Origin of the sequence: Syntrophotalea acetylenica (assembly GCF_001888165.1) — a bacterium.
Classification (GTDB): domain Bacteria; phylum Desulfobacterota; class Desulfuromonadia; order Desulfuromonadales; family Syntrophotaleaceae; genus Syntrophotalea; species Syntrophotalea acetylenica.
Map to the genome: position 1 here is coordinate 534,034 of NZ_CP015455.1, position 14,528 is coordinate 548,561.

General features: G+C 59.3%; 15 protein-coding genes. All 15 read left to right on the plus strand.

Going from position 1 to position 14,528, the window contains the following annotated elements:
- Nucleotides 1-159 precede the first annotated feature (159 nt).
- The 15 genes from A6070_RS02455 (at nt 160) to A6070_RS16265 (ending at nt 14,485) form a co-directional block, all read left to right on the plus strand.
- On the plus strand, nt 160-1,671 hold the full coding sequence (locus A6070_RS02455) for an Rne/Rng family ribonuclease (RefSeq protein ID WP_072286896.1): 1,512 nt from the start codon (nt 160-162) through the stop codon (nt 1,669-1,671).
- Between the two features lie 98 nt (nt 1,672-1,769).
- A complete protein-coding gene (gene rplU, locus A6070_RS02460; RefSeq protein WP_072286897.1) occupies nt 1,770-2,078 on the plus strand; it encodes a 50S ribosomal protein L21 in 309 nt (102 codons plus the stop codon).
- 15 nt (nt 2,079-2,093) lie between these two features.
- Nucleotides 2,094-2,348 carry a 50S ribosomal protein L27 gene (gene rpmA / locus A6070_RS02465; protein WP_072286898.1) on the plus strand — a complete coding sequence of 85 codons (255 nt, stop codon included), beginning with the start codon at nt 2,094-2,096 and terminating at the stop codon, nt 2,346-2,348.
- A gap of 221 nt (nt 2,349-2,569) precedes the next feature.
- Complete coding sequence (obgE, locus tag A6070_RS02470; protein ID WP_072286899.1) at nt 2,570-3,637, plus strand: GTPase ObgE; 1,068 nt, start codon at nt 2,570-2,572, stop codon at nt 3,635-3,637.
- A gap of 145 nt (nt 3,638-3,782) precedes the next feature.
- Nucleotides 3,783-4,904 carry a glutamate 5-kinase gene (gene proB, locus A6070_RS02475; RefSeq protein ID WP_072286900.1) on the plus strand — a complete coding sequence of 374 codons (1,122 nt, stop codon included), beginning with the start codon at nt 3,783-3,785 and terminating at the stop codon, nt 4,902-4,904.
- A complete protein-coding gene (locus A6070_RS02480; RefSeq protein ID WP_268807480.1) occupies nt 4,861-6,207 on the plus strand; it encodes a glutamate-5-semialdehyde dehydrogenase in 1,347 nt (448 codons plus the stop codon). The genes proB and A6070_RS02480 overlap by 44 nt, the downstream gene beginning before the upstream one ends.
- Nucleotides 6,208-6,344: 137 nt before the next feature.
- Nucleotides 6,345-7,001: a nicotinate-nucleotide adenylyltransferase gene (gene nadD / locus A6070_RS02485; protein ID WP_072286902.1), complete on the plus strand. Its 657-nt coding sequence runs from the start codon at nt 6,345-6,347 to the stop codon at nt 6,999-7,001.
- A gap of 4 nt (nt 7,002-7,005) precedes the next feature.
- Nucleotides 7,006-7,365: a ribosome silencing factor gene (rsfS, locus tag A6070_RS02490; RefSeq protein WP_072286903.1), complete on the plus strand. Its 360-nt coding sequence runs from the start codon at nt 7,006-7,008 to the stop codon at nt 7,363-7,365.
- Complete coding sequence (locus tag A6070_RS02495; RefSeq protein WP_072286904.1) at nt 7,362-7,832, plus strand: 23S rRNA (pseudouridine(1915)-N(3))-methyltransferase RlmH; 471 nt, start codon at nt 7,362-7,364, stop codon at nt 7,830-7,832. The genes rsfS and A6070_RS02495 overlap by 4 nt, the downstream gene beginning before the upstream one ends.
- A 54-nt stretch (nt 7,833-7,886) precedes the next feature.
- On the plus strand, nt 7,887-9,242 hold the full coding sequence (locus A6070_RS02500) for a lipopolysaccharide assembly protein LapA domain-containing protein (RefSeq protein ID WP_072286905.1): 1,356 nt from the start codon (nt 7,887-7,889) through the stop codon (nt 9,240-9,242).
- Between the two features lie 8 nt (nt 9,243-9,250).
- Entirely contained in the window at nt 9,251-10,780 is a 1,530-nt protein-coding gene (gene gpmI / locus A6070_RS02505; RefSeq protein WP_072288109.1) for a 2,3-bisphosphoglycerate-independent phosphoglycerate mutase, read from the plus strand.
- A gap of 27 nt (nt 10,781-10,807) precedes the next feature.
- A complete protein-coding gene (locus A6070_RS02510) occupies nt 10,808-11,551 on the plus strand; it encodes a ComF family protein (RefSeq protein ID WP_072286906.1) in 744 nt (247 codons plus the stop codon).
- Nucleotides 11,552-11,593: 42 nt separating this feature from the next.
- Nucleotides 11,594-12,244, plus strand: coding sequence for an endonuclease III domain-containing protein (locus tag A6070_RS02515; RefSeq protein WP_072286907.1), 651 nt, complete (start codon nt 11,594-11,596; stop codon nt 12,242-12,244).
- An 89-nt stretch (nt 12,245-12,333) separates the two neighbouring features.
- Complete coding sequence (locus tag A6070_RS16260) at nt 12,334-14,049, plus strand: putative bifunctional diguanylate cyclase/phosphodiesterase (RefSeq protein WP_083568943.1); 1,716 nt, start codon at nt 12,334-12,336, stop codon at nt 14,047-14,049.
- Nucleotides 14,009-14,485 carry an EAL domain-containing protein gene (locus tag A6070_RS16265; protein ID WP_083558655.1) on the plus strand — a complete coding sequence of 159 codons (477 nt, stop codon included), beginning with the start codon at nt 14,009-14,011 and terminating at the stop codon, nt 14,483-14,485. Before A6070_RS16260 ends, A6070_RS16265 begins: the two co-directional genes overlap by 41 nt.
- The last annotated feature ends 43 nt before the right edge of the window (nt 14,486-14,528 follow it).

The window sequence follows — 14,528 nt, forward strand, 5'->3', positions numbered from 1 at the left end:
ATTCCGTCGCAACCGTGATTGTTGGCGCCAGCGGCCGTTGCCGTGTCCTTCGATCCTGACAGCTGCCAGGCCCGTGGAATGAATGCGTTCAAGCAACGCCGGACTGCCGCTGTTGGTCCCGGGCCGGCCCAACAGAGAGAACTCGTGCCAGGAGGAGCCATGACCAAAGACCTGGTCATTAATACTACATCCCATGAAACCCGCGTCGCTCTGCTTGAAAACGGGCACATCGCCGAATTGTATATCGAGAGAACCCGTGAGCGGGGTATCGTCGGCAATATTTACAAAGGCAAGGTGCTGCGGGTGCTGCCGGGCATGCAGGCCGCTTTTGTCGATATCGGCCTGGAAAAAGCGGCATTTCTTTACGTGGCCGACGTTCTGGGGCAGATGCAGGCCCTGGAGCGCTATATTGACGAGGGGGAAAACGAGGCCGGTCTGCCCGAGGAGGATGGGCGGGAGACGACCGCTCTGCCGCCGATCGAGGAGCTTCTCAAAGAGGGGCAGGAGGTGCTGGTGCAGGTTTCCAAGGAGCCAATCGGCACCAAGGGGGCCCGCATTACCGCCCATATCTCTCTGCCCGGCAGGCATTTGGTCTACATGCCTACCGTCGACCATGTCGGCATTTCCCGCCGCATTGAAAACGAGGAAGAAAAAGAACGCCTGCGCAGCCTGATTGAAGAGATTCGATCGCCAGGGTCCGGCTTTATCGTGCGCACCGCCGCGGAGGGCAAGAACGCCGAGGATCTGAGCGCCGACATGGAGTTTCTTGCAGGATTGTGGAATGGTATCTGTGCGCTGAGGGAACGCAAGGGAGCGCCGTGCCTGATTTATTCCGATCTCGATGTGACCAGCAAGGTCCTGCGGGATATTCTGACCGAGGATGTGCGGCGCATCGTTGTCGACTCGCCGCGGGAATACGAAAAAATCGTCCGTTTTATTGAAACCTTCATGCCGAAGCTCACTTATGTCATCGAGTTGTATGAAGGCGAGGAGCCGGTGTTTGACGCTTTTGGCCTGGAAGTAGAAATCGACCGGGCTCTGGGGCGCAAGGTCTGGCTCAAGAGCGGCGGCTATATCATTATCGAGCAGACCGAGGCCCTGACCGCCATTGACGTCAATACCGGTCGCTTTGTCGGCAAGCACAATCTGGAGGACACCATCCTCAAGACCAACCTCGAGGCGGTCCGGGAGGTTGCCTATCAGTTGCGGCTGCGTAATATCGGCGGGCTTATCATTATCGATTTTATCGACATGGAAAAAGAGGCCCATCGGGAGAAGGTTTTCGTTGCCCTTGAGGAAGCCCTGAAAGGGGACCGCGCCAAAACCAATATTCTCAAGATCTCGGAACTGGGGCTGGTGGAGATGACCCGCAAGCGGGTGCGCGAGAACCTGACCCGCACTCTGTGCGTACCCTGCCCGTATTGTGAGGGCAAAGGCTATGTCAAAAGCCGGACGACCATGGTTTACGAGATTTTCCGGGAATTGCGCCGCGAGATCCGCAATCTGTCCGGATCCCAGGTTACCCTGCTGGTGCACCCAAGCATAGCTTCGCTGATCTGTGACGAGGAGCGCTGGGAAATCGATGATCTGGAGCAGGCTTACGGCAAGCAGATTGCCATTACCGCCCGCTTCGATTTTCATCAGGAGCAGTTCGAGATTCTCTGCAACTGAACCGGCATCGAGGTTTTTCCTTGACAGTCCGGAAATGTCAGGGCTATATTGCGCTTTCGGTTTATACCGAAATACCCAAAAAAGCGAGGTGAAACGGGATGTATGCGGTGATCAAGACCGGGGGAAAACAGTATAAAGTTTCCGAAGGCGACCTGCTGAAGGTCGAAAAAATCGAAGGCGTGGTGGGTGACACCATCGAGCTGAACGAGGTCCTCATGGTCGGCGGAGAAGAGGTAAAGATCGGAACACCTCTATTGCCTGGAGCGAAAGTCACAGCCCGCATTGTACAGCAGGGCAAAGACAAGAAGGTGCTGGTATTTCACAGCAAGCGGCGCAAAGGCTATCGCAAGACCTACGGACACCGTCAGCCCATTACCCGCCTGCAGATTACAGGTATCGAGGCTTAAGGAGGAGGTTTATCCATGGCTCACAAGAAAGCCGGTGGTAGTTCAAAAAACGGTCGTGATAGTGCCGGTAAGCGCCTTGGAGTCAAGCGCTTCGGCGGTCAGCAGGTGACTGCGGGCTCGATTCTGGTACGGCAGCGCGGCACGACCATCCATCCTGGCGCCAATGTCGGTTGCGGCAAGGACTATACCCTGTTCGCCCTGATCGACGGCGTCGTGTCGTTCGAACGCAAAGGCAAGGACAAGAAAAAGGTCAGCGTCTACGCACAGTAACATGCGCGGACCGGCTGGTTGTTTCAAGCCGATGCGACAAAGCACAAGGCCCGGGTTCCCCTGCAGGAGAGCTTCGGGCTTTTGTTTTTGCCGCTCGGCTTCGCCCCCTATGCTGGGCATGGGCACGGTTGTGCGGTAAGCTTTTCACAAACGGCCAGCGGCGCTCCGCCGCGGCGTAAAGGGTGTTCACCCCCGGCACGGAACGGAAATCCCGGAACATTATGAAATTCATCGATGAAGTAAAAATTCATGTCAAGGCTGGTGACGGCGGTCGCGGCTGCTTGTCCTTCCGGCGTGAGAAATTTATTCCGAAGGGCGGGCCGGACGGTGGCGACGGCGGTCGCGGGGGCAATGTCGTGGTGCGGGTTGACGAAGGTCTCGGCACTCTGCTGGATCTTCGTTACCAGGTGCATTACAAGGCCGGTCGCGGCGGCCACGGCATGGGAAAAAACTGCCACGGCAAAAACGGTGAGGATCTGGAGATCCGCGTGCCGCCCGGGGTTCTGGTTTACAATGACGAAACGGGCGAGCTGCTGGCCGACCTCAAACAAAACGATCAGGAGCTGATTGTGGTTCGCGGCGGCATGGGCGGGCGTGGCAACGCACGGTTCGCTACCTCGACCAACCGGGCGCCACGGCATGTGCAACCGGGCATGGAAGGGGAAGAGTTGTGGTTGCGTCTGGAACTGAAACTGCTGGCGGACGTGGGACTTCTGGGGTTGCCCAATGCCGGCAAATCGACGCTTGTCTCGGCAGTCTCGGCGGCCCGTCCAAAAATCGCCGACTATCCCTTCACCACCCTGGTGCCGAATCTGGGCGTGGTGCGTTGTGGCGGGTTTAAGACCTTCGTCATGGCCGATATTCCCGGGCTGATCGAGGGAGCCAGCGAGGGACACGGCCTTGGCACGCGGTTTTTGCGGCATGTGGAGCGCACCGACCTGTTTTTGCATCTGGTCGATCTCTCCGATCTGCAGGAAGGCGACCCCCTGGAGCGTTTCGCCCTGATCAATAGCGAGCTGGCGCGGCACAACCCGGAGTTGCTGCGCAAACCGCAACTGGTTGTGTTGACCAAGATCGACATTTCCGAAGTGCGGGAACGTCTGGACGGGGTGCGCGCCGCCTTCGCCGCCAGGAACATACCAACGCTGGCCATTTCTGCGGTTACCGGGGAAGGCCTCAAGGAGCTGGTGGCCGCGGTGGCTCGCGAACTGGAAACCTTGCGCTCCGCGTCGGAACCCTGCATCGACAATGGCGAAGGCCGCGAGCCCTGGCAACCTGACCTGTCTTGACAAGGGGCTTCAGGGATAGTTAGAATTCCACTTTTTTGTGCCGTCATTTAATGTTGTTCCACGGACGTGATTCCGCGGCCGACAGATCCGGTTTCCGGCGGCATATCTTTCGGAGTGAAGGGCTTTTTCTGGAAAGTGGACAGCCATGCGCAAGGATCTTCTGGCCCAGGTTAAAAGGATCGTTGTTAAAGTCGGCAGCGGCGTGATCTTCGGCCAGGACGGTCTCGATTACGATGTGATCGGGGCTTTGTCCCAAGATATCTGCGGGTTGCTTTCCCGCGGCTACGAAGTTGTTCTGGTCTCGTCCGGGGCCGTCGCCACCGGCAAGGGAGAACTCGGTATTGTCGGGCGTCCGCAGACCATCCCCCTGAAACAGGCCGCCGCCGCCATAGGCCAGAGCCGCCTGATGCGGGCCTGGAAGGACGCCTTCCGGCCCTGCGGCCGCTGCGTGGCGCAGATTCTGCTTACCCGGGACGATCTTGCCAATCGGCGGCGATTTCTCAATGCCCGCAACACCTTGATGACGCTTCTCGAATACGGCGTGGTACCGATCATCAATGAAAATGATACGGTCGTTGTCGAGGAGATCCGTTTCGGTGATAACGACAACCTCTCCGCCCTGATCACCTCTCTGGCGGAGGCCGACCTGCTGGTGATCCTGTCGGATGTGGACGGTCTTTACGACAGCAATCCCAAAATCAACCCGGCCGCACGGCATTTTTCCGTGGTCGAGCGCATTACCGAAGAGATTGAAAATATGGCCGGCGGGGCCGGATCCGTGGTTGGTACCGGCGGTATGTCCACCAAAGTCGAAGCCGCCAAGCGTGCCACCCTTTATGGCGTCGGCACCGTCATCGTTGACGGGCGGCGGCCCGGCGTGTTGCCCGGATTGATGGCCGGCGAGGAGCTGGGCACCTTTTTTCTGCCGGTACGCCAGCACATGTCCGCCCGCAAGCACTGGATCTCTTTCAGCAAGGCCAGTCGCGGCAAGCTGCTGGTCGACGAGGGCGCGCGGCGGGCCCTCACCGATAAAGGCAAGAGCCTTTTGCCTTCGGGAGTGTTCGCCATTGAAGGAACCTTCGAGCGCGGTGACGCGGTGCGCATCTGCGATGCCGAAGGCAAGGAGTTCGCCAAGGGAATCGCCAGCTACTCACGGCAGGAGCTTGAGCGCATCCTGGGGCATAATTCTTCGGAAATCGAAACAATTCTCGGCTACAAGTACGGTGACGAAGCGGTGCATCGCGACAACCTGGTGGTCAAGAAATGATGTCCCGCCCATCGCGCCAGCCGCATGCCTTTTACAGGAGATACCGATGACGCTACAGGATCAGATCCAACAACTGGCAAAAGACGCCCGGGACGCATCGCGGATCATGGCCCAGGTTCCGACCACGGTTAAAAATCATCTGTTGCAGCAGATGGCCGACGCCCTGGTGGCGTCCGGTGCCGCCTTGATCGAGGAAAATGCCAGGGATCTTGCCACCGGACGCGAGAAAGGCCTGTCCGAGGCCATGATCGATCGCTTGCGGCTGGACGAAGGACGCATTCGCGGCATGGCTGACGGTCTGCACGAAGTGGCCGAACTGCCCGATCCGGTCGGAGAGGTGACGGGCATGTGGCGGCGCCCCAACGGTATCCAGGTCGGACGCATGCGCATCCCCCTCGGGGTCATCGGCATCATCTACGAATCACGCCCCAACGTAACTGCCGATGCCGCTGGTTTGTGCCTGAAAAGCGGCAACGCGGTGGTGTTGCGCGGAGGGTCAGAGGCGATTCACTCCAACCGGGCCATTGCCGCGATCCTCAAAAAGGAGCTCGCCGCCATGGGACTGCCCGCCGGCGCATTGCAACTGGTCTCTACCACCGACCGCGCGGCGGTGACCGAACTGCTCAAGCAGGAACAGTTCATCGACCTGATCATACCCCGTGGCGGTGAAGGGTTGATCCGCTTTGTCAGTGAAAATTCCCGGATCCCGGTCATCAAACATTATAAAGGGGTCTGTCATACCTTCGTTGATGCCGATGCCGATCTGGACATGGCGGAAAAAATCTGCATCAATGCCAAGGTGCAGCGACCCGGCGTATGCAACGCCATGGAAACCCTGCTCATTCACCGGGATTGTGCCGAAGCTTTCGTGCCGCGCATCGCCCGGGTTCTCGGTGCTCTGGGTGTCGAGCTGCGGGGCTGTGCCGAAACCTGCCGGCTGGCGCCCGCGGCAACCCCGGCGCAGGAGGAGGACTGGGGTGCGGAATATCTCGACCTGATTCTCGCGGTGCGGGTGGTCGACAGCCTGGATGCGGCCATTTCGCATATCCAGGAATACAGCTCCCTGCATACCGAGGTCATTGTTACTCGCGATTATCCGAATTCACAGCGCTTTTTGCGGGAAATCAATTCGAGCGTGGTGATGATCAATGCTTCATCGCGGTTTTCCGATGGCAACCAGTTCGGCCTTGGCGCCGAGATCGGGATTTCCACCACCAAGCTGCACTCCTTCGGACCGATGGGACTGGAAGATCTGACCACCCGGAAGTTTATCGTGTTCGGCGACGGGCAGGTCAGGGAGTAACGCTGAGTACCCAGCGTCGAGTGCCGAGTCAAATCGAAAGCCTGTTACACTTTGCTCAGCACTCAGCACTCAGCACTCAGCACTCAGCACTCAGCACTCAGCACTGAAGCGAAGCGCAACGAAAGACGGACGAATCGATGAAGCTCGGTATCCTCGGCGGCACTTTCAACCCTGTCCATACGGCGCATCTGCGCATCGCCGAGGAGGTGCGGGAGCGCTGCGGGCTCGACCGGATTCTGTTTGTCCCGGCAGCGACACCGCCGCACAAGGAATTGGCCGGGGCGATTCCGTTTGCCGACCGATATGCCATGGTGGCCGCGGCCATTGCCGACAATCCGGATTTTGTGGCCACCGATCTGGAAAACCGGCGCGCGGGGAAAAGTTATTCGGTTCACACCCTGGAACTGTTGCACGAAGAATATCCGCAGGATACGTTTTATTTTATCATCGGCATGGATTCCTATCGATCTCTTGGCATCTGGAAGGACTTCCCGCGCCTTTTCGAGCTTGCCAATCTGGTGGTTGCGGCGCGTCCGGGGATCCCCTGCAAGGATCCGCTGGCATTGCTGCCCGTTGTCATCCGGGATCAGTTCTGTTACCATGAAAGCGCTCACATGCTGCGGCATCGCAGCGGCAATATAGTGGTTTTCTTCGAGGAAACCTATCTCGATATTTCTTCGACGCAGATACGGCGACTGGTGTCGGAAGGGCGCTCCATCCGTTATCTGCTGCCGACCGCGGTCGAACATTATATTTACCGACACGGCCTCTATCATAACGACGAAAGGTTCTGATATTTTGCAAGCCAAACATCAGGCGCTGCTGTGCGCCGCATACGCTCTGGACAAGAAAGCTTTTAATGTGCGCCTGCTGGATGTCGGCGGCCAGTCGTCGCTGACTGATTTTCTGCTGATTGTTTCCGGCGGTTCGGACCGTCAGGTACAGGCGATTGCCGAGGCTGTCGAACTGGGCATGAAAAAGGAGCACAATGTGTTGCCGCTGGCCGTCGAAGGCAAGCAGGAGGGCCGCTGGGTGCTGCTCGATTACGGTGATGTCATGGTGCACGTTTTCCAGCAACCGGTTCGCCAGTATTATGATCTCGAGGGCCTGTGGCCCGATGCGCCCGAAGTGCCTGTCGAGGAAATCGAGGAGGCATGAAGCTCAGCCTGGTCTGTGTCGGCCGCCTTTCGATCGGGTTTTTGCGGGAGGGGGTCGCGGACTATGAAGCGAGGCTGAAGCGTTATGCGCCCTTGCGGGTCCTGGAGCTGAAAGAGGAGAAGGGCGGGAAAAACGATCCGACTTTTATTCGTCGTCAGGAAGGGCGGCGCATTCTGGAAAAAATTCCGGAGGGGGCGTTTGTCATCGCGCTGGACGAGCGCGGAAGCTCCCTGTCGTCCGAGGACCTGGCCGGAATGCTCGAACGCCACATGCTGCAGGGCACCCCCGAGCTGATGCTGGTCATCGGCGGCGCTTATGGTCTTTGCGACGCGGTCAGGCAGCGTGCCGATCTGGTGCTGTCCCTGTCAGCCATGACCCTGACTCATCAGATGGCCCGGCTGTTGCTCATGGAGCAGCTATATCGTGGCTTCACCATTGTCCGAAACGAACCGTATCATAACCGTTGACGTTCCGTCTGGCCATCGGCAAGCCTTGCGGCCATACCGAAGCAGGAGAAAATCATGATTCTGATGGCGTTCATTTTCCTATTGCTGATCATCTTCTTTCTGCTGTTCTATATTCTCAACCCTCAGACCATCGCGGTGTTTTACTGGTTCGGCAACGAAGTTACGGCCTCGCTCGCGGTGGTTGTTGCGGCTTCGGTCCTTTCGGGGCTGCTGATTGGCTACCTGCTCTACATTTACGGCGCTACCGGGCATTTGCTGCGCGACTGGCGCCGCCGGCGGCTGGAGAAGCGCAGCCGCAGCGTCATGGACCTCTATCATCAGGGCATGGGGCGGCTGGTCTCGGGGGATCTTAAAAAGGCTCGACGGCGGCTGCTCAAAGCCCATGCCCAGGATGGGGGACAGGTCGATGTGCTGCTGGCTCTGGCACGGGTATGCCGGGAGGAGGGGAATCTTTCCGAAGCGCTGGAATATCTGCTTCGGGCCCGCCGGCAGTCCTCGGACAGCCTGCAGGTTCTTTTTGTCCTGGCCGAAACCTATCTGGCCGCCGGACAGGGCGACGAGGCGATAGCGGTTTACCGCTCGATTCTGGCGGTAGAGCCGGACAACCTCGAAGCGTTGCGTCGGCTGCGGGATCTGCATATGCGGGCGGAACTCTGGAACGAAGCCCTCGATCTTCAGAAACGACTGCAACGCAAGCTTGGCGGTACGCCCCAGGACGAGGATTTGCGCATTCAGGCTGGACTGCGGCTTGAAACGGCACGGGTGAGCCTGGAAGCCGGCCGGGCCGATTCGGCGGTGTCGGATCTCAAGGCGTTGGTCAAGGATCAGCCGGACTTTGTGCCTGCGCGGGTGCTGCTTGGCGATGCTTACGAAGTCTCCGCCCGCCCGGCGGAAGCTGCTTCGGTCTGGCAGGAGGGATACCGGCGTTTCGCAGAAGCTGTTTTTCTGGCGCGGCTGGAGGATCTGGCCATGGCCAACGAGGATCCCGCCGGGCTGCTTGACTTTTATCGCACTACCGCGCTCAATCGTGCCGACGACCTTCTGCTGCGGCTGTTTTACGGCAAGTTCTGCCTGCGGCTGGAGATGGTCGAGGAGGCACTCGAGCAGTTGGCCGAGATCGAAAAAAACGGGGCGGATTTTCCGCAAATGCACCTGCTGCTGGCGGAAGCGCATATGCGTCGGCGTCGTCTGGAAGAATCGATCCGCGAATACCGGAAAGTTGTCGGTTTCGAGGGCGCTCTGAATTTTGGCTATGCCTGCAGCGTTTGCAAAACCGCTTCGGTGGAGTGGAATGGTCGTTGCGAAGGATGTGGCGCCTGGGGCAGCTGCCATCTGGCGGGCCGTGAGCTGATCAAAAATCCCCCCGCCGGCGAATTGCGCGCCATTCATCATGGGGAGCAAACCGTATGACCGCGCCGATCCGCCGTCCGGTAACCCTTGTCATCCTTGATGGCTGGGGCATCAATCCCGTTTGTGCGCACAACGCCGTGTGCCAGGCCGATACGCCGCGCCTCGATGCCCTGCTGCGTGATTGGCCCCGGGCAAAGCTTGGCGCTTCCGGTCTGGATGTCGGACTGCCTGACGGGCAGATGGGCAATTCGGAGGTCGGGCATCTGAATATCGGTGCCGGCCGCATCGTCTACCAGGATCTGACCCGCATCAGTCTCAGTATCGAAACCGGGGAATTTTACCAGAATTCTGAATTGCTGCGGGTCATGCAGGCGGTGTTTCAGTCCGGTGGCAAGCTGCACCTTATGGGACTGTTGTCGGATGGCGGGGTACATTCGCATAACACTCATCTCTATGCCCTGGTCGATATGGCGCATCGGGTGGGGATCAGGCAGATCTGCATTCATGCCTTTATGGACGGGCGCGACACGCCACCGAAGAGCGGGGCAGCATACCTTGCCCAGCTCGAGGAAAAACTTGCGGAAATTGGCGCCGGACAGATCGCTACCGTGATAGGCCGCTACTGGGCCATGGATCGGGACAATCGCTGGGAGCGGGTGGCGCGGGCCTACCGGGCCATGACCGAAGGCCTTGGCTCCAGCTATTGCGATAGCGCGGCGGCAATCAACGCTGCCTATGCCGGCGGCCAGACCGACGAGTTTGTCGAACCGTGCGTTATAACAAGGGATAACCCCTGCACGGTGGCCGACGGCGACGGCATGATCTTCTTCAATTTCCGCGCGGACCGGGCCCGGCAAATCACCCGGGCTTTCACGGAGACCGGCTTTCATGGTTTTGACCGGGGCAGAACACCGCGGCTTTGCGATTACGTCTGCCTTACCGAGTACGACGCAACCTTCAATCTGCCGGTGGCCTTTCCGCCGCAGACCTGTCCGGACCTGCTCGGAGAAGTGGTCTCCAGGGCCGGACTGCGTCAATTGAGGATCGCTGAAACCGAAAAATACGCGCATGTCACGTTTTTTTTCAACGGCGGACGCGAAGAACCTTTTGACGGCGAGGAAAGGGTCCTGATCCCCTCTCCCAAGGATGTTCCAACCTACGATCTCAAACCGCAGATGAGCGCTGTGGCGGTGACCGACGCCATGCTCGAAAAAGTGGCCGCCGGGCGATACGATTTTATCGTTCTCAATTTTGCCAATCCCGACATGGTCGGGCATACCGGCGTGGAAAGCGCTGCCATCACCGCCATGGAGACCGTCGATCGGTGTGTCGGTCGGGTGGCGGATGCGGTGCTCGCCGCCGGCGGAAGCCTGGTCATTACATCCGACCATGGCAACTGCGAACAGATGCTGGACGACAAGGGCGCACCCCATACCGCCCACACCACCAACCCGGTGCCGGTCATTCTGATCGATCCGCAGTGGCGCGATGCGACGTTGCGCGACGGCATTCTGGCCGATCTGGCTCCTACGCTGCTGGCAATGCTGGGGCTGGATAAACCGGCCGCCATGACGGGTCGCAGCCTGCTGGAAAAATAGTCTGCAATCAACCACAGGCGAGGACAAATGCTGGCGGATTTGTGCACCGGATTGAAAGGACTGTTCGATCTGCTGCTGCCGGCCTGCTGTCCGTTGTGCGGCGTCCTGCTTGCCGGCGGCGCAAGCCAGGGGTTCTGCCCGGACTGCCTTGAAGGCTTCCGGCCTCTTGACCGGTCCCACTGTCCGCGCTGTGCCCTGCCTTATCCCGCGCCGTCGGGCAGCAATCATTTGTGTGAAAGCTGTCTACGTCAGGATCCCCCCTTTGTCTGGACACGTTGTCTGGGCCTTTACGAACAGACGCTACGCGCAGCGGTGCACCGCTTCAAATTTCAGAATGCCGTGCATCTGGACCGCCCTCTCGCCAGGTTGCTGGCGGCCAGCCTCGAAGATGTTCCCCGCGGTTTCCGGCCCGATGTGCTGGTTGCGGTTCCTCTGCACCGGCGGCGTCTGCAGGCCCGTACCTACAATCATTCGTTGCTGCTGGCGCGTGAACTGGGACGGCTCTGGAAAATTCCCGCGCCGGGTCGGTTGTTGCGCCGGGTCCGGCCAACCCTGCCGCAGCAGGGGCTGTCGGCGAAGCTGCGGCGGCGCAATCTCAGGGGCGCGTTTGCGCTGACCCGCCCACTCGAAGGCGAACGGATTTTGCTGGTGGACGATGTTCTTACCACCGGGGCCACTGCCAGGGAATGTGCCGCGACGCTGCTTGCCGGCGGTGCGTCCCGGGTCGCGGTGGCGGTGCTGGCGCGCGCCCGTTTGCATCAATTGCTGTGACGGATCCAGTCTCCTTCCCGTCCGGGGTCCATAAGGTTGCCCATGAAAAATTCATTGATGTTTATGTACCATCGGTTGGTACGGCATTTCGGGCCGTTGCATTGGTGGCCGGCCGACAGCCCGTTTGAGGTCGTAATCGGGGCGTTTTTGACCCAGAACACGGCCTGGCGCAACGTGGAACAGGCGATTGCGGCCCTCAAACAGCACATCCCTCTGACTCCCGCGGCGCTTTGCGCGCTGCCGAAGGAAACGCTGGAAGCCCTGATTCGGCCGGCGGGATTTTTCCGTCAGAAAGCACAGCGCCTGCAGCTTTTCGCCCAGGTGCTGCAGGAGCGTTATCAGGGTGATCTGGATGCCATGCTGTCCGGCCCGCTGCCGCGGGTGCGGCAGGAGCTGCTTGCTTTCAAGGGCATCGGGCCGGAAACCGCGGATTCCATTCTGCTGTACGCGGCGCAGCGCCCGAGCTTTGTTGTGGATGCCTATACCCGGCGCCTGCTGCAGCGTTACGGGCTATTGCGGGGCATTGAAAATCATGAAGAGATCCGCGCTCTTTTCATGGACCACCTCCCGCATCAGGCCGCGTTGTTCAACGAGTTTCATGCCCTGGTTGTCGAACAATGCAAGACCTTCTGCCGCAAGCGGCCGCTGTGCGAATCCTGTCCTCTGCAATCCCGCTGCGCCGCGCGGCTCTGATATCTGTACCGATCCGGTCAAGGCCGGCAGTCGCCACGAATAACCGCGGACACGCTCCGTATAACTGTCGCTGAGCAGGTTTTAATGGCATGGACAAACCTTGCAGACCACATCAGCTGTGGTACAAGGTTAAGCATGTCCTCCCCCTTCATTTACTGCTGCTGGAAGATTCCGAGGATGAAGCTCTGTCGCTGGTGCGGGAACTGAGCCGCCACGGCTACGCCCTCGCCTGGGAAAGAGTCGACACGGCCGAAGCCTTGCAGGCCGCCCTTGCCCGGGGCAGTTGGGATGTGGTTATCTGCGACTGGTCCCAGCAGCGTCTCCGCCTGCGGGCGGCCTTCGAGATTCTGCAATCCAGCGGGCAGGATTTGCCTTTTATCATCCTTCGCGGGGGTACCGAGGACGAAACCGCCGACGAAGTCATGGGCGGCGCTGCTCATGGCTATGTCAGCAAAGACAACCTGGCTTCTTTGCCCGCCGTCATCGAAAAGCAACTGCAGCATGCCGCGGGGCGACGCTGCAGCGCGGAACGGGACGGGCGTAACAACGATGGGTTGTTTCGTTCCATTTTTCAGAATGCCCTTGCCGGCATGGCCACCGTATCTCCCGAGGGCCGTTTTTTACAGGTGAACCCGGCCTTGTGCCGGATGCTCGGTTACAGTGAAGATATATTGCTGGAGAAATCCGTCCTTGAAATCACCCATGCCGCCGATGTTGCCTTTACCCGCGATCTGATCAGGGAAATGCGGAGTGGTGGCCAAATTTCCCGGGATTATGAAAAGCGTTATATCTGCCGCAATGGCGAAGTCCTCTGGGCACATGTCGCGACCTCCTGTATTTCTCATGAAGACGGGACCTTGAGTTGCCTCGTCCTGCTGGTCACCGATATCACCCCCCATCATCAAGCCCGTCAAAAAGCCCATCAGTTGGCCTACTTCGACAGTTTGACCGGATTGCCCAACAGGCAGCTGTTCTGTGAGCACCGTCATGGATGCCTGATTCAGGCTCGCCGCGAGCGGACCTCCCTGGGGGTGCTGACCATAGATATCGACCGTTTCAAGGGGGTTAACAATTCCTTCGGTTACGAGTCGGGGGATGCCATGCTCAAAACGGTCAGCCAGCGTCTGCAGGATTGCCTGGCCCGCCAAGACGTTCTGGCGCGGTTGGGCAGCGATGAATTCGCTGTCGTGGTTTCCCACGCCAGGTCCCAGGATGAATATTCGGTACTTGCCCAGAAGCTTCTCAACAGTTTGTCGGAGCCCATTGCTCTGGATGGCCAGAGGGTTTACTGTTCGGTGTGTATCGGTATCGCGCTGTTCCCTCTGGACGGTGTCGAGGTCGATGTGCTGCTGAAAAACGCTGCGACCGCCATGCATCAGGCCAAACAAAGGGGGCCGAAAAATTACCAGTTTTTTTCAAAAGGCATGAATCGCATGGCCCGGGAAAGGCTCGAAGTCGAGGCCGGATTGCGTCGTTCGCTGGACCTTGGCCAGCTCGCGCTTCACTATCAACCCAAGATCGATCTGAAAACCGGCAGGGTCGTGGCCATGGAGGCGCTGCTGCGCTGGGAATCACCGGAACTCGGCAGGATCAGTCCTTTACGTTTTGTCCCTCTTGCAGAAGAGACAGGACTGATCCTGCCCATCGGTGACTGGGTACTGGAGACGGCCTGCATGCAGGGCGCGGCCTGGCACCGTCAGGGGTTCTCCAGCTTGCGCATGGCGGTCAACATTTCCCCGCGGCAGTTCCCGCCAGAGGGATTTTGTGGCGCGTCTCGACGGCGTACTGCGGCGGAGCGGATTTGATCCCGGTCTGCTGGAACTGGAACTGACCGAAAACCTGGTCATGGAAAAATCCGAGGAGACGCTCCTGACCCTGATCGATATCAAGGCGCGTGGCATCAAACTCGCTATCGATGATTTTGGTACCGGGTACAGCATGCTCAGCTATCTCAAGCACTTTCCCATCGACCGTCTCAAGATCGATCGCAGCTTCGTGCAGGACATCCCGATGTATGCTGACGATGCGGCGATTACCGAGGCCATCCTCGCCATGGCGCGCAGCCTGCGGATCAAGGTCATTGCCGAAGGGGTAGAGACCTGCGAGCAGCTGGCCTTCCTGAAGGATCGCGGCTGCCAGGAGGGGCAGGGTTATTATTTTTCCCGGCCCATGCCGGCCGATGCCGCGGCTGAATTCCTGTCCGGTCGGTTTCGCTGCCGCAATCTGCTCGAAGGCGGCTAGCCATTATGGCCAGGCAAGCAGATGAGCTACCTGCCGACGACAC